This is a genomic window from Pseudomonas putida (assembly GCF_002025705.1).
GTDB classification, from domain to species: domain Bacteria; phylum Pseudomonadota; class Gammaproteobacteria; order Pseudomonadales; family Pseudomonadaceae; genus Aquipseudomonas; species Aquipseudomonas putida_J.
In genome coordinates this window covers 2,253,237-2,272,770 of sequence record NZ_CP018846.1, presented here as the reverse complement: position 1 = coordinate 2,272,770, position 19,534 = coordinate 2,253,237, and the positions used below count along the sequence as shown (strand labels likewise).

Annotated in this window: 12 protein-coding genes; 1 reads left to right on the top strand and 11 read right to left on the bottom strand. The window is 62.2% G+C overall.

What is annotated here, in order from left to right; all coding sequences use genetic code 11:
- Positions 1-9: 9 nt before the first annotated feature.
- From BUQ73_RS10295 to BUQ73_RS10275, 5 genes are all read right to left on the bottom strand, one after another.
- Positions 10-678, bottom strand: coding sequence for an amino acid ABC transporter permease (locus BUQ73_RS10295; protein WP_079227782.1), 669 nt, complete (start codon positions 676-678; stop codon positions 10-12).
- Positions 675-1,316 carry an amino acid ABC transporter permease gene (locus tag BUQ73_RS10290; RefSeq protein ID WP_079227781.1) on the bottom strand — a complete coding sequence of 214 codons (642 nt, stop codon included), beginning with the start codon at positions 1,314-1,316 and terminating at the stop codon, positions 675-677. The genes BUQ73_RS10295 and BUQ73_RS10290 overlap by 4 nt, the downstream gene beginning before the upstream one ends.
- The gene (locus tag BUQ73_RS10285) at positions 1,316-2,077 is read right to left on the bottom strand and encodes an amino acid ABC transporter ATP-binding protein (RefSeq protein ID WP_237772765.1); all 762 of its coding nucleotides are present in this window, start codon (positions 2,075-2,077) and stop codon (positions 1,316-1,318) included. Before BUQ73_RS10285 ends, BUQ73_RS10290 begins: the two co-directional genes overlap by 1 nt.
- A gap of 54 nt (positions 2,078-2,131) precedes the next feature.
- Positions 2,132-3,424 carry a M24 family metallopeptidase gene (locus BUQ73_RS10280; protein WP_079227778.1) on the bottom strand — a complete coding sequence of 431 codons (1,293 nt, stop codon included), beginning with the start codon at positions 3,422-3,424 and terminating at the stop codon, positions 2,132-2,134.
- Positions 3,425-3,528: 104 nt separating this feature from the next.
- Positions 3,529-5,565: an NADH:flavin oxidoreductase gene (locus BUQ73_RS10275; protein WP_079227776.1), complete on the bottom strand. Its 2,037-nt coding sequence runs from the start codon at positions 5,563-5,565 to the stop codon at positions 3,529-3,531.
- 126 nt (positions 5,566-5,691) lie between these two features.
- Between BUQ73_RS10275 and BUQ73_RS10270 the strand changes: the two genes are divergently transcribed.
- The gene (locus BUQ73_RS10270) at positions 5,692-6,333 is read left to right on the top strand and encodes a TetR/AcrR family transcriptional regulator (RefSeq protein WP_079227774.1); all 642 of its coding nucleotides are present in this window, start codon (positions 5,692-5,694) and stop codon (positions 6,331-6,333) included.
- A gap of 27 nt (positions 6,334-6,360) precedes the next feature.
- On the opposite strand, the gene BUQ73_RS10265 is transcribed toward BUQ73_RS10270, so the two are convergent.
- The 6 genes from BUQ73_RS10265 to BUQ73_RS10245 all read right to left on the bottom strand — a co-directional run bounded on the left by BUQ73_RS10265 (position 6,361) and on the right by BUQ73_RS10245 (position 19,524).
- Positions 6,361-11,205: a S8 family serine peptidase gene (locus tag BUQ73_RS10265; RefSeq protein WP_237772785.1), complete on the bottom strand. Its 4,845-nt coding sequence runs from the start codon at positions 11,203-11,205 to the stop codon at positions 6,361-6,363.
- A gap of 820 nt (positions 11,206-12,025) precedes the next feature.
- Positions 12,026-12,790 carry a hypothetical protein gene (locus BUQ73_RS27950; RefSeq protein WP_152031535.1) on the bottom strand — a complete coding sequence of 255 codons (765 nt, stop codon included), beginning with the start codon at positions 12,788-12,790 and terminating at the stop codon, positions 12,026-12,028.
- Between the two features lie 214 nt (positions 12,791-13,004).
- Positions 13,005-14,423, bottom strand: a complete 1,419-nt coding sequence (locus BUQ73_RS10260; RefSeq protein WP_079227771.1) for an HlyD family type I secretion periplasmic adaptor subunit — start codon at positions 14,421-14,423, stop codon at positions 13,005-13,007.
- Positions 14,420-16,498 carry a type I secretion system permease/ATPase gene (locus BUQ73_RS10255; protein WP_237772784.1) on the bottom strand — a complete coding sequence of 693 codons (2,079 nt, stop codon included), beginning with the start codon at positions 16,496-16,498 and terminating at the stop codon, positions 14,420-14,422. The genes BUQ73_RS10260 and BUQ73_RS10255 overlap by 4 nt, the downstream gene beginning before the upstream one ends.
- Positions 16,499-16,876: 378 nt before the next feature.
- Entirely contained in the window at positions 16,877-17,770 is an 894-nt protein-coding gene (locus BUQ73_RS10250) for a PA4780 family RIO1-like protein kinase (protein WP_079227768.1), read from the bottom strand.
- Between the two features lie 179 nt (positions 17,771-17,949).
- Entirely contained in the window at positions 17,950-19,524 is a 1,575-nt protein-coding gene (locus tag BUQ73_RS10245) for an aldehyde dehydrogenase (NADP(+)) (protein WP_079227766.1), read from the bottom strand.
- Between the last annotated feature and the right edge of the window lie 10 nt (positions 19,525-19,534).

The window sequence follows — 19,534 nt, the reverse complement described above, 5'->3', positions numbered from 1 at the left end:
AGGCAGGGTTCAAGGCGTTGCGTGCTGGCCGGGCGCCAGTCTTCTTTCCAGGGCGGCAACGCCCAGGCTTGCCGGGGCGCAGACGGCTGCGTACATCAACCCGGCCAGCACCAGTACCGGCATGTACTGGAAGGTCGAGGAGCCGATGGCCGAGGCGCGGCTGACAATTTCTGGCAAGGCGATGGTGAAACACAGCGACGAGGCCTGGAACATCATGATCGAGAAGCCCAGCAACGACGGCAGTGCCACCCGCAAGGCCTGGGGCAGGATCACGTAGCGCAGCGCATCGACCCGGTCCAGGCCGATCACCTCGGCCGCTTCATGCTGACCACGGGCCACCGCCTCCAGGCCGCCACGGATGATCTCGCTGGTATAAGCCGCAGTGCAGTAGGCCAGCGCCAGCACGGCCGCCCAGAACGAACTCAAGGTCAGGTTCACCGACGGCAGGCCGAAGTAGAAGTACTGCAGCAGGATCAACGCCGGCGCACCCCGCCCCAGCTCCACGATCACCAGCGCCGGGTAGCGCACCGCCCTGCCCTTTGCGCTGACGCCCAAGGCCAGCAGCAGGCCGAGGAACACGCCGAATACCAGGCTGATGGCCGTCACCTGCAACGACAGCACGAAGCCCTTCCACAGTTCGGGGAACCATTCGGCCCATTGGCTCAGGACCTCGTTCATTGGCTGATCCTCCGTTGCAAGCTGGCCGACACCCAGCGCGAAGCCAGTGCCACCGGCACGCTGAGCACCAGGTACACCAGCGCGGCGGCGCTGTACACGCCCAACCCCTGGAAGGTCTGCTGCGAGACCTGATAGGCCTGGAAGCTGATGTCCGCCACGCCCAGCGTCGACGCCACTGCCGAATCCTTGAGCAGGCCGATGGCATAGGTGGCCGCCGTGGGAATGGAGATGCGCGTCAGTTGCGGCAATACCACATCGAAGAAGCGCTGTGGTGGCGACAGGTTGAGGACATGGGCCGCTTCGTACTGGCCATCGGGGATGGCGGCGAACGCGCCGCGGTAGACTTCGGCCATTTGCGCGGCGGTGATCAGGCCCAGGCCCAGCACCGCCGCAGCGAACGGCGACAGGCTGAGGTAACCACCGCCAATGCCGAAGAAGATGAAGAACAGCCAGACGATCGGCGGTATCGAACGCAAGGTCAGCACGATGGCCGCCCCCAGCGCCGCCAGCCCGCGTGAGCGGGCCATGCGCAGTGCGCACAGCGGGAAGCCCAGCACCACACCGGTGGCGAACGCGCACAGGGTCACCCCCAAGGTCCACGGCACGCCCGTGAGCAACATCGACAGTATGTCGTTCATCAGCGGTCCCTCACGGCCTGGAGGAACTTCACCACCCGCTCATGCTGAGGCTGGCGCATCACCCGGGCACTGGGCCCCTGTTCGAGGATGCGCCCGTCGGCCATTACCACCACCCGGTCGGAGACCGTCTCGGCAAAGTGCATCTCGTGAGTGACGACGATCATCGACATACCCTCGGCGGCCAGCTCCTTCATCACCGCCAGCACTTCCAGGCCCAGCTCCGGGTCCAGTGCCGAGGTCGGCTCGTCGAACAGCATCAGTTCGGGCTCCAGCGCCAGTGCCCGGGCGATGGCGATGCGTTGCTGCTGGCCACCGGAACAACGCGCCGGGTAATGCCCGGCCTTGTCGGCCAGGCCCACCCGTTCGAGCAGTTGCAGCGAGCGCGCATCGGCTTCACGCTGGCTGCGACCGAGGGTGCGGATCTGCGCCAGGCTGACGTTGCGCAGCACGGTCATGTGCGGGAACAGGTTGAACGACTGGAACACCATGCCGATGCGCCGGCGCAGCTTCAGCAGGTCGGCACGCGCCAGCGGCGTGGCGGCGTCGATGTCCAGTTCATCAAGGCGGATGCGCCCGCGGGTCGGTGGCTCCAGCTGGTTGATACAGCGCAGCAAGGTGCTCTTGCCCGAGCCGCTGGGGCCGATGATGGCCACCACCTCGCCCTTGCGCATCTCGAAATTGACGTCGTGCAGCACCTCGTAGGGGCCGAACTGCTTGTAAATCGATTCCAGGCGCAGGAACGCCGGTTTGGCGGCAGGCATGGGTGGCACCTGGCGCAGGGGAACGCTCATCGGGTTCATGGGCAGGCCCTCCACTCAAAACCGCTGGTCATCGACCAGGGGCGTGTTCGACAGCTTGACCGCGCCCTGGGCGGTGATCAGCACCTGCTCTTCAAGCTTCACGCCTTCGCGCCCGCCGCGCTCGCCGATGTAGCTTTCCACCGAGACCACCATGTTCTCCTGGAACAGGCCGTCGTAGCCCCACTCGGCAAAGTCCACGGCGTAGGCCACGCTGGGGTATTCGTCGACCAGGCCGACACCGTGCAGCATCATCATGTAGCGGTTGTGCTCGAACTTGCGCGGCACCGGCCAACAGCGCTCGGCAAACTCACGGAACGACAGGCCCGGGCGCAGCAGCTCGAGGTTATGGCTGATCTGCTGGCTGGCGATGTCGAGCAGTTCGCGCTGGGCCGCAGTCACCGGTTTGCCGGGGCAGACGAAGCTGCGCGAGATGTCCGACAGGTAGCCGCCCGGGCCGACCATGTCGGTGTCGAAGCAGACCATCTCGCCCGCTTCGATGACCTTGTCGGTGGCGTCCTGGAACCACGGATTGGTGCGCGGGCCAGAGCTGAGCAAGCGGCTTTCGGCCCACTCGCCACCTTGGGCCACGTTGGTGCCGTGCAGAATGCTCCAAAGCTGGTTTTCGGTGATACCCGGTTGCAGGCTGGCACGCATGCGGGCGATGGCCAGGTCGCAGACCGCCATCGAGACCTGGTGACTGGCAACTTCCTCGGCCGACTTGATCAGCCGGGCCTGCTCCATCAATGGCTGCGCATCGAACAGCGCGATGCCCTTGGCCTTGAGCTTCTCGGCACCCCACGGATCGCAGCGGTCCACCGCCAGGCGGCGGTTGCCACCGCTGTGGCGGACCATCAGCTCGGCCACCTCAGCCGCCCACAGTGCGGCCTTCTCGTCGACGCGCGGCCCGGCAAGAAAATACAGCCACGGCAGCGCCGGGCGGATCTCGTCGATGGTCTCTACGTGCTCGCTGTTGTGCCGGCTGCTGGTGAACTCGAACAGCACCACCGGGCCCTCGGTGGGCACGAACACATAGCGGCTGGGCGAATGCATGACCCACAGGCCGAGGTTGTTGGTGTCGGTGGCGTAGCGGATGTTGATCGGGTCGGCGAGCAGGATGCCGCCATAGTCATGGGCCCGCAGTTGCTCGCGGATGCGCGCCAGGCGGTAGCGGCGCAGGGCCTTGCGGTCGATCGCTGCCTGGGCGGCGAGCAGCTCGCTGTCCACCGGGGCCAGGGCGTGGCCGGTTACGCTGAAGTCGTCACGAAACTGCAGGGATGGCGCGGTGCTCGGTCGGGTACCGATGTGCATGGTTACACTCTCCACTGGATATCGTTGTCGTTGTTGGAGCCAGGGCAGTAACAAGTGAGCGCAAAACGGATGCTGCTGTTTTTATGATTCTTATGGCGCGTGGTTCAGAGGTCCTTGACCAGGCGCAGGGCGTCGTAGATGGCGGCATGGGTGTTGCGCGAGGCCACCGCATCGCCGATGCGGAACAGCTGGAAGCGGCCATCGTCGCGGCGCGCCACCGCCTGCGGGCGGCCGGCGATCAAGTCCATGTATTCCACTGCACCTTCATTGCTCGACAGCGGGCACAGTTGGAAATACAGGTCGTCCAGCGGCCGGGTGCCGTGGTTGACCACCACCTGGTCCACCAGCCGGGTCTGGCGCAGTTCGCTGTAGTCGGTGCCGATGGTTGCCAGCAGGCCGTCGGCGGTTCTGCTCACCGCCTTCAGGCGCCAGGTCACGGTGAAGGTGGTATCCAGTTGCTGCAGGGCGCGCATGTAGGGCACCAGGTTCATGCCCATGACCTCGGGCGAGAAGGTGCGGTCGGGGGTCATGATTTCGGTGCGCGCACCGCTCTGGGCGATGAACTCGGCGGCCTGCAGCGCGGCATGGTCACCGGCATCGTCGTACACCAGCACGTTGCGCCCGGGTTTGACGTCGCCAGAGATGATGTCCCAGCTCGACACCACCAGGTCGTTGCCCTGCTCCAGCACCTCGGTATGCGGCAGGCCACCGGTGGCGACAATGACCACGTCGGGGGCTTCGTCGAGGATGATCTGGCTGTCGGCCCAGACGTTGTAGTGGAAGGTCACGCCCAGGCGCTCGCACTGGGCAAGGCGCCAGTCGATGATGCTGATCATCTCCTTGCGCCGCTCCGACTGCGCAGTCAGGCGGATCTGCCCGCCAGCCTTGTCGGCCACCTCGTACACCACCACTTCATGGCCCCGCTCACCCGCTACCCGTGCCGCTTCCAGGCCGGCCGGGCCGGCACCGACGATGACGATCTTGCGCTTTAGCGCCGCCTTGGGAATCTCGTGCGGCATGCTGGTTTCGCGGCCGGTGGCAGCGTTGTGGATGCAGTAGGCGGAGCCGCCGTGGTAGATGCGGTCGAGGCAGTAGTTGGCGCCGACGCAGGGGCGGATGTCATCTTCGCGACCTTCGATGATCTTGCGCACGATGTGCGGGTCGGTCATGTGCGCACGGGTCATGCCGACCATGTCCACCTTGCCGCTGGCGATGGCGTGGCGGGCGGTGGCCACATCCGGGATCTTTGCCGCATGGAAGGTCGGGAAGCCGGTCAGCGAGCGGATCTCGCCGGCGAAGTCCAGGTGCGGCGCGTTGCGCATGCCCTGGATCGGGATGATGTCGGTAAGCCCCGCGTCGGTGGCGATGTTGCCGCGGATCACGTTGAGGAAATCGATCATGCCGCTGTTCTTCAGCAACTGCGAAATCTGCAGCCCTTCTTCCTTGGTCAGGCCACCGGCCAGCACTTCGTCGCCGGTGTAGCGGATGCCGACGATGAACTGGTTGCCGACCCGCTTGCGGATCGCGGTGAGCACCTCGAAGGTGAAGCGCAGGCGGTTTTCCAGCGTGCCGCCGTAGACGTTCTGCAGCTCGTTGGTCAGCGGCGACCAGAACTGGTCCATCAGGTGCCCGTAGGCCTGCAGCTCGATGCCGTCGAGCCCGGCGGCCTGCATGCGTTCGGCGGCGTCGGCGTAATCCTTGACGATGCGCTCGATGTCCCAGATCTCCAGGCGCTTGGGGAATGCCCGGTGCGCCGGCTCCTGGTTGTGCGACGGCGACACCACCGGCAGCCAGTCGCCCTTGTCCCAGCGGGTGCGGCGGCCCAGGTGGGTGAGCTGGATCATCACCGCCGCGCCGTGCTCGTGGCATTCATCGGTGAGGTCCTTCATCCAGCCGACCACTTCGTCCTTGTAGGCCAGCACGTTGTTGAACACCGGCGGGCTGTCGCGGGAGATGGCGGCGGACCCGGCAGTCATGGTCATGGCCACGCCGGCCTTGGCACGCTCGACGTGGTAGGCGCGGTACAGCTGCTTGGGCATGCCGTCTTCGGGGTAGGCGGGTTCGTGGGAGGTGGTGATGATGCGGTTGCGCAGGGTGAGGTGCTTGAGTTGGTACGGCTGAAGCAACGGATCATTTGACATGGTCGTTCTCGCGTTCAGGTCATCAGGCAAAATCGACATTAGACCCCATGTACACCAGTGTCAATAAATTCGACAGTGGTGTACATTGACCTTGTCAGGCCCCCATGGATACGGAACAATGCGCCTATGAACATGACCTCGAACCACCCGGAAATCGCCACCCGCGGCTCGATCGAGAGCTGGCTCAACGCGGCCTTCGAAACCCTCAAGGAGTCGGGGGTGGATGCCGTGCGTGTGCTGCCGCTGGCCAAGAAGCTCAACCTCGCCCGCACCAGTTTCTACTGGTACTTCGAAGACCGCGAAGCCTTGCTCGCGGCGCTGATCGAGCAGTGGAAGAACAAGAACACGCACAACCTGGTGAGCCACGCCCAGGCCTACGCAGGGTCGATCACCGAGGCGATCCTCAACGTGTTCGACTGCTGGCTGAACACCGAGCTGTTCGATTCACAGTGCGAATTCGCCATGCGCAGCTGGGCGCTGCAATCGGAGCAGGTGGCGGAGGAAATCAAGCAGGCCGACAGCCTGCGCATGGCAGCGCTGAAGGAAATGTTCGACCGCTTCGGCTTCAGCGAGGACGCCGCCGCTACCCGCGCCCGCTCGATCTACCTGACGCAGATCGGCTACATCAGCATGAAGACCGTCGAACCGCTGGAATACCGGATGCGCTTCATACCAGAGTACCTGCACATCTTCACCGGCGAGGAGCCGGCGGCACATGAGCTGGAGCGCTTTTATCAGCGCAACGACTATGTGCCGCCCTGCGCGTGAAGTGAGCATTGGCGTTCTTGAGCTGGGTCAGGCCGCTACGGCAATGGTCGATTCCCAGCGCTGGGTGGGCGCCTCGGCAAGCAGCTTGCTGCTGGCTGGCTCCGGGGCGAACGCCGCCATGGCATCCACCAGGTTGGCAAGGTTGGGCAGCGCTGCGGGTGCCATGGCAGGCAAGCCCGCCGCTGCAGGCGAGGCGAAGATGAAATCATCGGCTGTTACCTGGGCCAGCTCCAGCGCATCCAGATACAGCAGCTTCACCGTGCTGCCTTGCCCCGCCACCGTTACCCCGTGTATCTGGGCAAAACCATTCAGCTGGAAACGCTCGTCCTTGGTAAGCTGCAAGTCTTCATAGCGGCTGATGCCCGTCTGGCTCAGGTCGATCTTGTCGATACCGTGCCGGAAACCACGTACCGTGTTCCAGTAGTTGGTCACACCGTCCTGTTTCTCCACCACGAATACACTGGGAGCGACACTCGCCGGGCCGTAGATCGTGCCTGTCAACGACGCGACAAGTCGCCCCGAGGTATCCGATGTCAGTGACACCCCTCCAGAGCCCCCACTGAGCAGCACGACACCGTCGACAGGCGCTTGCGTCTGCCCTTCAGGGCTGCCGTCAAAATAGCCAGGCGCAGCAATCAGCGTGTCCAGGAAACGGAAGTTGCTTGGCTGCAGTTCGGCGACAGACCGCTGTGCAAAGCGCAGGGTCTGCCCATTACCCAGGTCGGCCACAGTGGCCGAGCCCTCCTGGATGAGTTGCAGATCGGCGAAGGTCTTGCCGCCAAACCCTATCAGGTCGACGATCTCGCGGGACTGCTCGAACTGTTCAAGTTCATCACGGCCCGCTGCACGCTTGTGAATGACATAGCGATCTGTTCCGCTCCCGCCCCTGAGCAAGTTGTAACCGCGGCCGCCATCGAGCAAGGCACCGTCCGCACTGGCGATGAGCGTGTCGTCACCGTCACCACCGATCAGGTTGTGCACCGCGCCAGGCGTGATAGTGAGTGCGGTGCCGGCGATGCTGGCGATGCCACTGACCAGATCGACCGAAATACTACCGCTCACAGCAGCGGCATTGAGAGTATTGCGGCCACCGGCGGTGCCGTTGACCGTATCGTCCAGCACCGCGCGCGCAGCGTTCTGGGTCACGGCATCGGCGTAGTCGTTGGTGTAGTAATAGACATCGTTGGCATTGCTGGGGCTACCCACGACACGCAGTGCCCACCGATCAAGCGTCAGCGGCAGCCCGTTGCCGGCATTGCTGACTTCCAGACGCCATTCGCCTGCGGAGCGCTCACCGCGATGATGGGTCGACATGAATCCGTACTTGAATTCGCCTGCGCGCGGGTTGCCCAGGTCATCATCGCCCGAGCCCGGCGCCTTGCCAGCGCGGTCCAAGAGCACGCTGCGCGTTCCGCCGGGAGACACCAGCGTAACGGTCATATCGCCGAGGCGGCCGACCTGCGAATGAACATCGACTTCGACATGCTCCACCAGGACCCCGGCCGGCATGCTCAAAGCGAATGTGCTGACCTGACCGGGCGCAATCACCTGCGCAAGCGCTTCGCTTTCGGCCGCCAGCTGCTGCTCGTTGGCCTTGCTTGCCTGGCCAGCCCACGACTCGGCCAGGCGCACGGCGGCGCGAGCATCGATCATGCCGAACCCGTAGTCATGACTGGCACGCATGCCACCGCCATTCCAGTTGAGCCCGGCGTTATCACGCCAGGCAGTAGCCGGGTCATCGACTTTGCGCGCGGACAGCGCAAGAATCTGCTGTACATCCCGGTAGCCAAGGGCCGGGTTGGCCTGCAGCATCAACGCCACCACACCCGAGACGATCGGTGCGGCGAAACTGGTGCCCTGGGTCGTGCCATAGGCGCTGCCGACCTTGGCGCCGCGCTCTGCCTCCAGGTTGATGCCGCTGGACAGCACATGGCTACCCGGCGCCGCCACCAGCAGGCTTGAACCGGGGTTGGAAAACGGCGCACTGGCCACCTGCAGTACCGAGAGGTCTGCCTTGGCATTGACGGCCGCCACTTCGATAGCGTGACGGCTGTTGTTGATCAGCGAACCTTGCGCGCTGCCGCCGTGTTCGCGTTGGTTGCCGCCCGAGGTGACGATGACGGTACCCAGCCCGCCGCGCCCGTTGGTGGCCGCCAGCGTTGCGCTGAAGGCCAGGGCCAGGGACGTGTCGACCCTGCCTTCAGGCACGTTGCCGATGGCGAAGTCGTTCCTGAAGCCCCAACTGTGGTTGGCGATGTCGTAATTGACCATCTGCCCCAGGCTGGTCAGGTCATCGCCTTTGTTAGCCAGGTAGTGCCCGCCGAGTTTCGCGTCATAGGCAATGCCGATACCCCCTTGATCATTGCGCGCGCCCACCATGACCCCTGCCACTTGCGTCGCATGGTTGGAAGCCAGGGGCGGGAGCGTGCCATTGCTGCGCTGGGTCTGCAGCCAGATGGGGTCGATATTGGCTTTCAGGTCCGGGTGTTCGATGTCGAGAATTTCCGGCGCAACGGCGAATTCACCCCCAGGCTCGAACTGGCCGATCCTCACGCCCTTGCCCGTGAACTCACGCCAGATCGGCTGGACATCGATCTCATCGAGGTACCACTGGCGTGGCGCCAACGGATCGACAGGCGACTGTTCGTGACGCAAGGTCACTGTGGCGCGCAAGGGTGCCGATGCGCCGCTGGAGACCTCCGTCACGCCCATCGATGCGTTGCCGGCAGCATCGACCAGGTCATAGCGGAAGGTCACATCAGCATCATGGCCAGGCAACGGCGTGACTTCGACATCACCCTGCTCGTTGAGCCGGACGGTCGCACCCGTCCCGTCGCCGACCGAGGCAATCCGCAGTGGGCCAGTACTGTTGAGTGGCAGGTCGTTGGCCAGTAGCACCGAGGCAGGAATGACCAGGGCGTCTGGCGTGGTGGTGAATGCCGCCATCTGTTCCGGGGCAAGGGTATCGCCAACCGGCAGTGCACCGGGGGCTTGCAGGTCGACCGACGCTATATCGGCAAAACTGAGTTTCTGAACATTGCTCAAGGCCAGGCTACCGTCACGCCCAGCCTGCCGATCAGTGATCTGATAGCCCGTCGCCGTGCGCGCAATCAGGTACTCATCGTGATTGCCATGCAGGGTGACAAGGTTGACTCCACCTGCGCCGTCGATGATTGCATCGCCGCGCCCGGCCTCGATGACGTCATCCGCCGCACCGCCCATGATCTGGTCTGCACCGCCGCCGGCGTGGATGATGCTGCCTGCGGCCGAGGCCTGAATCCGATCGCCATTGGGGCCGGCATAGATGACCGCCTTGCCAGTGCCGCCGATGATAGTGTTGCGGCCCGTTCCGCCAACCAGCACATCGTTGCCGCCACCACCGATCAGCAGGCTGTCGCCAGAGCCACCCTTGATGAAAACGCCGCGCTGCCCGCCGCTGGCAATCACGTCTCTGCCACGGCCACCTTGGGCGATGGTCAGCCCGGCCTCGGCCATGTTCAGGCCGACACCCTGCATGCCGACGATCAGAGCAGTATCGCGCCCGCCGTTACCCCGGATGTTGGCCTGCTGGTCACTGGCGCTGATCACCAGCACATCGTCACCGGCGCCGCCTTCATAGGTGTTGCTGCCAGCGCCACCCACCAGCCAGCTGCCGCCTGGTGCGGCCTTGAGCACATCGTCACCCGCCCCGCCCTGGACGGTATCCACGCCTAGCGCGGCGGCATCGAGCTCGGTACCTTGCGGGCTGTTGCTGATATAGGAACGGCGCGAGATCGACCCACTGACGGAGGTCAGCAAGGTGGCGCCGTCTTGCTGCTCCACGAGATTGCCCACTGTGTCGGCGAGGTACTTCACTGCCAGCACTTCCCGTTCCACGCCATTGGCCACGAACGCGCCGCGGGAGATGACTTCGTTGCCCTGGCGCACCTCGTTCACTGGCTGGACCTGACGCAGGTCGATCTGCGTGATGCCGTGTTCCGGCAGTGCCTTGAGCTCACCGGCATCGGTTCGGCCATCATGGTTCGCATCGACCCACAGCTTCAGCTCTGCCCACGCCGCATCTTCGGGGGTAATCAAGCCATCGGCATTGGCATCTACGCTGGCCAGCGCAGCGAAGCCATCCTTGAAAGGCGCCTCGCCCGACGCGCCGTTGCTGCCTGGCTGGCCACCGTAGTATTCAGAGAACAGCTGGCGGATGCTGACGACCTGCCCACTGCCGTCATCGTGCACCAACATCCCGGTCTGCCGGTCGGCCCAGCCTGTGCGCCGTAGCTGGCCGCTGTTGTCGACATCGAACAGCACGGCGTCCTCGATACCGGTCATCCCTGCGCCTTGGCCACTGAGGTCGAACAACAGCGGGTCGACGAAGGTGTTGACCGTGGTCATGGCGGCCAGGCCGTTCAAGACAGCGGCGTTGCGCAGGCTGAAGTCCGGCGTGTCAGTGCCATCCTGGTAGAACTGCGCCAGGTGCTGGTTGGGGCGCACGTTGGGGTCTACCTGCAGTTCGCCGGGGCGAATGCCGCCAGTGGCCAGGCTGCCCAGCTGGGCGGAGGTGAAGTCAGTGTTGTCGAGGGTTTTGTCGGTGAAGGCAATGCTGTGGGTCAGGCGGCGGGTGACATAGCCGGCGGAGACGTCGTTACGGATGTCGTCCTGGCCTTGTAGGTCGCGGCGGGAGTCGGTGGTTGGGGTGATTTCGATCTGGATGGGTTGGGAAGGTGCGGGCCCATCCGTGTTGATCAAATCTGAGATCACACCCTGGATACCATTTGCCGTCACGGTACCTAAGCCTAGTAAAACGGACGCCACTCCTCCTGGTGAATCAATCCTAGCTTTCCAGGACTCTGCTTGGACACGTAACTCTTCAGGCGCCATCGCTGACGAAAATGCCACGCTCGCATCAGTTCGAAGCGACAGCCATAACTCAGAGGGTAGGCTCCCTGCCGCGCCCAAAACCTCTTTCCAATAGGTCTCCCGTGCGTCTTCATGAAGCAAATTAAATACGGTATTCAGCGTCCAAGCGTCTTTTGATCTTCCCATATCTTCGAAAACATTCGAGTGAAATCCCCACACCTCCAAATGATTGATTTCGAGATCAATAGTTCCTGCCTTGACTTTTTCAGCCAATACTCCCAGATAGGCCTCGGCCATTTTAAATCGTACCTGTTCGACATCCTCCTCCTGCATGGGGCGACCGGCGCCTTGTTCCGTGCGCTTCATAAAATCGATCGCAGCAATGCCTGCTATTGAGTTCCCTCTTGCCACCCCATTTGCGAGAATCGCATAGCGATCCCCTTTACTTTCCAAATAGTCATACATTGCGCCAATCCCTTCAGATTCGAAAATCTCGCGCGCACGCCTTACATCTTCCTGAAGCAAGCCAGACATAAAAAACCCTCAAGTTATAGCTCATGTAATTTCTTCACACAATGCATCAGCCCTATTAACTTATCTTACCGGACACTGCTGCACATGCGAGAACGATGAAACAACAACGCCAACAACAATTAATTCCGCGACCAGCGAGTAACACCTCTTAAGACGAGACCGAAACCACCTACGCCGCAGCGAATCCAACATTTGCAGTTGAAAGAAAAAGCATCAGCAAAACCAAAAGCCTCAGCACGTTCCACACGACAATCAGCGCAAACATGCCGAAGGATTTTTTCATCTAACCTCCTTGATTTACGACACATCACATGACTTTCTTTCTATCGACGATAAATGCTTCGAGCGCACGCCTGACTTCGTACCATTGCCCCAGATTTTCCGGAGACATCGTGACTCTCACTATCAAAGACCCGCGCATCAAAAATGTCATTTCACAAGCATAGAAATCTGGCTCCCGCGCTTGCCAGTTGCAAATGGTCACTGATGTAATCACCCCTAACTCTTCGCTCCAAAAAATTCTTCTGCTTTGCCGCCCCCAAGAAAAACCGTTATCCACTGAGCCATAGAGACTTAGCGAACTGTCATATACAGCAACGGGCGCGACCTGAAATGACAGTTTCGCTAACAGGTAGTCTCGCCATCGATCAAGATAGTTTTCACTCGCCACCACCGGAGCAACTGCAACCAACAAACCTTTCTTATCCAAAAGCCGTTCATAAACCCGGCGATCTTCTGTAGACCCCAACCCTGGCCAAGTCATTGCCAGGAAAATTAATTCAATATTCTTTTCGCAATCGTTTTTTTCCACATAGTACGAACCATTTGAAGGTACCTTTTCGTACTCAGGCCAAAAAGGAAGGTATAACCGGGAGAACTCATACACCTCACCTGTCATTTTTCCGCAGACAACCGGAGGTGGCTCATAGGGCTGAACTGGCTTCGCATATAGATAATGATAAACACCCGCCCAAACATATGGCCCAATCCAAACGATGAAAAAAAATCCACCACAAACCCTCAGCAGCCGCCAAACAATTACATACAGCCGAATAGCATCAAGTTTCAGCATTAGAAACCTCCCAAGCAAACAGCCCCTTATGGCGGAATCGCCCGCCTAGCCAAACCACCACCTAATCAAAAGCAGGTAGCCAAATAAGCTACCTGGCAAGAACAACAGCATCAAGAACACCAAAACCCTTAGTAAATTCCACATCACCATCAACACGTACACCCCCAGTGACTTCTTCATTGAGCCCACTCTTCAACACCACACTTAGGCAGTCTCATCGCTCTCCCAAGCTCTCTCTAACATGCCGCTGCAACGGACTAAGGAAGTAACTAATCACCTTCCGCTTATCAATAATCAGTTCTGCACGCACAGCCATACCAGGCGCAAGCGGCACATCTTTATCCCCAATCCGCAAAGTACTTAATCCCAACTGAATCCGAGCGTTGTAAACCCACCCCCGCCGCTCATCTTCAACGGCATCATTGGAAACACTCTGAACAACCCCCGGCACAACGCCATACTTGGTAAACGTAAAGGTCTCGACTTTCACCTCTACCGCCTGCCCCGCCTGTACAAAGCCGATATCCTTGTTCTCGATCTGCACTTCCACTTCAACTGGCTGATCACTTGGCACAATCACCATCAGTGTTTGCGCAGGGGTCACAACTCCACCTTGGGTATGAATGGCCAATTGCTGCACCGTGCCGTCGACCGGGGATGTCAGCGCCCGGAGCCGATGCCGTTGCTCGGCCTTGTACAACTCCTGGCTCAGGGTCGCGATCTGCCGGTCGGCCTCGGCATGCAGGTCGAGCATGGCCCGGCGCAGCTGGGCGATGATGCCTTCGCGGCGGTGCTGGGCCGCCAGGCGGGCAGCGCCCAGTTCTTCGATGCGTGAACGTTGAATGGCCAGCTCGCGCTCTTGTTCCAGGCGGGCCTGTTCCTTCTCCAGGTAGGTGTGCTTGGCAACCGCCGACTCGCTGAACAGTTGCTGGTAGTCCGCCGTGAGCTGGCGGGTAATCACCAGCAATTGCTGCAGCGCATCGGCGCGGGCTTGCGCCGAGCGCATCTCTGCTCCGCGCTGGGCGATTTCGGCATCCGCCTGTTGCAACGAAGTGCGCAGCTCCTGGTACTGCCCATGCAGCCAGCGTTGTGCGGCTGCTTGCTGTAGCGCCGTGGCCTGGGGAATGCGTGGCGCCAGGGAGGCCGGCGCGGTGTTGCCATCGAGCGCTTCCAGCAAGGTAGCAGCGCGTGCCAGGTCGATCCGGGCTGCCAGCAGCTCACTATTCAGGCGCTTGATGTCGGCGGCGGTCAGTTGCCCTTCGAGTTCAACCAGCAGGTCGCCTCTGGCAACGGTCTGGCCATCCACCACATGAATCGCCTGCACCACCGCGACCTCACTGGCCTGGATCACCTTGCTCCTGCCGCTGGGCACGATCCTGCCCTCGGCGCTGGCGACTACATCGATTTCGCCCAGGCAGGCCCACAGCAAGGCCAGCGCTATCAGCGCCAGCAGGCACCATTGCACGCGGCGCGGTAGCGGATGTACCGGGGTTTCCTGCAAGGCCAGCGCCGCGGGCAGGAACGCCAGCTCATCGGCTTCCCGTGGTTCCCCTTGCATGACGCGGCGGCGCCCCCAGGCGTTGCGCCATGCCTCGCGGTAGCGTTCCAGCAGGTCGAGGACAGGCGCACTCATGCTGCCGCCCCCTGTTGCAACCGATGCAGGTAGGCATAAGCGCCTTGCGGGTTGCCCAACAGAACATCGTGAGCGCCCTGCTCGATGATCTGCCCCCGCTCCATGACCACGATGCGGTCGGCATGGCGCACGGCAGAAAGGCGGTGGGCGATGATGATCACGGTACGCCGGGCGCAGATACGCGCCATGTTCTGCTGGATGATCCGTTCGGACTCATAGTCCAGGGCACTGGTGGCTTCATCCAGAATGAGAATGCGCGGGTTGCCCATCAAAGCACGGGCGATCGCGATCCGTTGCCGCTGGCCACCCGACAGGCTGGCGCCGTGCTCGCCAACCAATGTTTCATAGCCGTCAGGCAGCTCGAGGATGAACTCATGCGCACCTGCCAGCGTGGCCGCTGCAATGACCTCCTCAAGGGGGGCTGCAGGGTTGGCCAACGCGATGTTCTCGCGCACGGTGCGCCGGAACAGCATGTTCTCCTGCAGCACCACACCGACCTGCCGTCGCAGCGAAGAGACATCGGCCAGCGCCAGGTCGGCACCATCGAGCAGCACCCGCCCCCTTTCCGGCGAATACAGCCGTTGTATCAGGCGGGTCAGCGTACTTTTGCCTGAACCTGACCTGCCGACAATGCCGATCACTTCGCCAGGGCTGATCTTCAGGCTGACGTCGCGCAGGACCTCGTTGCCACCCGGGCGATAACGGAAGCACACCTGATCGAGTTCGATGCCCCCGCTCAACGCAGGCAACTGCGCGCCATGGCTGACCTCGGTACGGTTGTTGAGGATGTCGCCCAGCCTCTGGATCGAGATACCGGTCTGCTGAAAGCTCGTCCACAACTGCGCCAGGCGCATGATCGGCTGGGCCACACGGCCCGCGAGCATGTTGAAGGCGATCAGTTCGCCGACCGTCAGTTCCCCCTCGATGACCAGCCGCGCACCCAGCCACAAGGTGCCGACCGTGACCAGTTTGCCGATGAGGGCAACGCTTTCATTGGCGATGTTGGAGAGGTTCTGGGTCTTGAAACTGGCGGTAACATAGGCCGCCAGCTGCTGGTTCCATCTACGCGTGACTTGCGGCTCTACAGCCATGGTTTTCAACGTGTCGATGCCATTGACCGCTTCTACCAGGAAGGCCTGGTTTTCCGCGCCACGTTGAAAGCTCTGGTCGATCCGGGCACGCAACACAGGGGTGACCAGCACCGAGACAAGCAGGTAAAGCGGCAATGAAGCGATGACCAGCAGCGTCAGCCAACCGCTGTACAGCAACATGACCACGATGAATACCGCAACGAACAACATATCCAACAGCAAGGTGATGCTGTTACTGGTCAGAAAACTGCGGATGTTTTCCAGTTCACGCACGCGAGCAACCGAATCCCCAACGCGCCGCGCCTGAAAATAGGCGAGCGGTAGTTCTATCAAGTGCTGAAACAACTTGGCGCCCAGTTCAACATCGATGCGCGAAGCGGTATGCGCCGACACATAGGCACGCAAGCCACTGAGCAAACTTTCGAAGAGCAATACAGTCAACAGGCCCAGCGCAATCACATCCAGAGTGGTCAGGCCCCGGTGGACCAGTACTTTGTCCATTACCACTTGGAAGAACAACGGCGTCAGCAGTGCGAGGATCTGGATGATGAGTGAAACCAGCAATACCTCACCCAGCAACTTTCGATGCTTGACCACTGCCGGGATAAACCAGGTCAGGTCAAACCGTTCAAGCCCTCGCGGCAAGGGCGCGTCCGAGCGGACCAGAATCAGCTCCCCGGCCCAGCGCTGCTCGAGCTCGGCCAGCGTCCAGGTTTGCGGCGCAAAAACCCGTGGGTCCTGCACCAGCACTCGCTCGCCCTCTATCCGGGCAATGATGAAATAGCCACCTTGCCTGTCCGCTGCGATGGCCGGCAGCGGCATGTGCGCCAGGCGCTTCAGGTCGGTGCGTCGATGTTTGGCTTTCAGGCGAAATTGCTGGAACGCCCGCAATATCTGCGCAACGGAAAATGGCATGCCATCCGTTGCAAACTCATGGCTCAGTTGTTCAGAAGAAACCGCTACATCGTGATATCGCGCCAGCATGACCAGGCAGGCCAGGCCGCTATCACGTGTTTGGTGCTCACCGACTTCAGCTTGATCGGACACCTGTTCACCCCATGTGCAATTAGAACATGGGCAGATACTAGCGCCTGGCAATAGGATAATAGTCCTACACGGACCCGACTTATCCTGCAGGAATATTCCCAACAGCCAATCATTACTGTAGGAGTGTTCCGAGGGGCGCGAATTTATATGTAGGAATTTATTACCCGCAAAGTAGGAATATATGCGGGAATATTAGATTTAAAGCCGTTATTACTGACACTGACAAGCCAACGCCTTCAGAACCCCACCCTACCCAGATAAAGGTGGGGCCCTGAAGAAAGAGGCAGGCTGCGCAGAGCAGCTGCAGTCAAACCGTTACTGCATCCACGGCGGCGTCGGCTCTTCAGCCTTGGCCGGCCCGTGCTCGGCCTCTTCCCGCGCTGCACGGCGGCGGGCTTCATCGCGCAGGGTGGCATCGATCTCGCGCATCACGCCAGACACGTCGGCGGCATGCTCGTCTTCCTCGAACTCCCCGCTCAGCGGGCTGTCCGTGCGCAGTTCACCGGCTTCGTACAACGCCCACATCTCATCGGCGTAGCGGGTGCTCTTGAGCTCCGGGGCAAAGCGCCCGAAGTAATGCGCCATGTTCGCCACGTCACGCTGCAGCATGCTGAACGCATGGTTGTTACCCGCCGCATCCACCGCCTGCGGCAGGTCGATGATCACCGGGCCATCGGGGCCGAGCAGCACGTTGAATTCGGACAGGTCGCCATGCACCAGGCCGGCGCAGAGCATCAGCACGATCTGGCGGATGACGAAGGCATGGTATTCGCGGGCTTCTTCAGCCTCCAGGTGCACATCGTTCAGGCGCGGTGCAGCATCGCCGTCGGCGTCGGTCACCAGCTCCATCAGCAACACGCCGTCCTGGAAGTCGTACGGCTTGGGCACCCGCACACCGGCGCCGGCCAGGCGGAACAGTGCCGCTACTTCGGCGTTCTGCCAGGCGTCTTCGGCCTCTTTGCGGCCGTACTTGCTGCCCTTGGCCATGGCCCGGGCCTGGCGGCTGTTGCGGACCTTGCGGCCCTCCTGGTACTCGGCGGCCTGGCGGAAGCTGCGCTTGTTGGCCTCTTTGTAGACCTTGGCGCAGCGGACCTGGGCACCGCAGCGCACCACGTAGACGGCTGCTTCCTTGCCGCTCATCAAGGGCCGCAGTACTTCGTCGACCAGGCCGTCTTCGATCAGTGGTTCGATTCGTTTTGGTGTCTTCATCAGGCTGCGTTCGGGGTCCTGGCTGGGGTGGTGGACATCCTCTCACAGGCTGGGGCGACTTGCTCGTTTGTCTGCAAGTGCCCTTTCGCGGGCCAGCCCGCTGCCACAGTCAAAGCGCAAATTTCAGGGCAGGCGCAAATCCTGTGGGAGCGGGCTTGCCCGCGAAGAGGCCAGCAGCCCTAAATCAAGGCTTCCCGGCTGTACTCACCATCGACCAGGCGCAACAGCCCCAACGGATTGGCGTTCCTCAACGCCTCCGGCAGCAAGGCATCCGGATAGTTCTGGTAGCACACCGGCCTCAGGAAGCGATCAATGGCCAGCGTCCCCACCGAGGTCCCACGCGCATCGGACGTAGCCGGATACGGCCCGCCATGCACCATCGCATCACTCACCTCGACCCCCGTCGGATAGCCATTGACCAACAACCGGCCGGCCTTGCGTTCAAGCAGCGGCACCAGCGCGGCAAAGCGCTCCAGGTCTGCAGGTTCAGCGATCAGCGTCGCAGTCAGTTGACCGTGTAAAGCCTCCAGTACACGGCGCAGTTCGGTTGCGTCGGCCACCTCGACAACCACCGTGGTCGGGCCGAAGACTTCTTCCTGCAACAGCTCATCCCCCTCCAGCAGCAAACTGACATCGGCCTGGAACAGCTGAGCATAGGCCTGGTCGCCGCGCTGCTCCTGCCCTGCCAGGTGACGCACGCCCGGGTGTTGGTGCAGGCGCGCCACACCACTCGCGTAGCTGCGCAAGGTGCCAGCATTGAGCATGGTCTGGCCCGGCTGGTCGGCCATGCGCGCACCGAGCGCCGCAACAAACGCCGCAAACGCGGGCCCGGCAATGCCGATGACCAGCCCTGGGTTGGTGCAAAACTGCCCACACCCCAACACCACTGATGCTGCCAATTCACCGGCCACCTGCTCGCCCCTGGCCTGCAGCGCTGCGGGCAGCACCAGCACCGGGTTGATGCTGCTCATCTCGGCGAACACCGGGATCGGCTGCGGGCGCGCCGCTGCCAGGTCGCAGAGGGCGCGGCCACCTTTGAGCGAGCCGGTGAAGCCGACCGCCTGGATCGCCGGGTGGCGGACCAGCGCTTCACCCACGCCGGCGCCGTAGATCAGGTTGAACACCCCCGCCGGCATGCCGGTGGCCTCGGCGGCACGGTGAATCGCCTCGCCGACATACTCGGCCGTGGCCATGTGGCCGCTGTGGGCCTTGACCACCACCGGGCAGCCAGCAGCCAGCGCGGCGGCGGTATCGCCCCCAGCGGTGGAGAACGCCAGCGGGAAGTTGCTGGCCCCGAACACCGCCACCGGACCGACGCCGGTACGGTACTGGCGCAGGTCCGGTCGCGGCTGTGGCTGGCGCTGCGGTTGCGCACGGTCGATGCGCGCCCCCAGATAGTCGCCGCGGCGCAGTACCTGGGCGAACAGGCGCAACTGGTTGCTGGTACGGCTGCGCTCGCCCTGGATGCGTGCGGCGGGCAAGGCCGTTTCGCGGCAAACCGTATCGATGAACGCCTCGCCCAATCCATCCAGCTGCTCGGCTATGGCCTCCAGAAAGTGCGCGCGTCGTTGCGGCGCCAGGCCGTTGTACCCGGCAAAGGCCTGCTCGGCGGCGCGGGCGGCGGCGTCCACCTCGTCAGGCGTGGCCTGGCTGAAGACGACCGGCAAGGGCTCGCCACTGCGTGCGTCGAAGCTCTGCAGACGCACGCTGCCAGCGGCGCTGCGGGCGCCGCCGATAAAGTTGCTTCCCGACATGATTGACTCC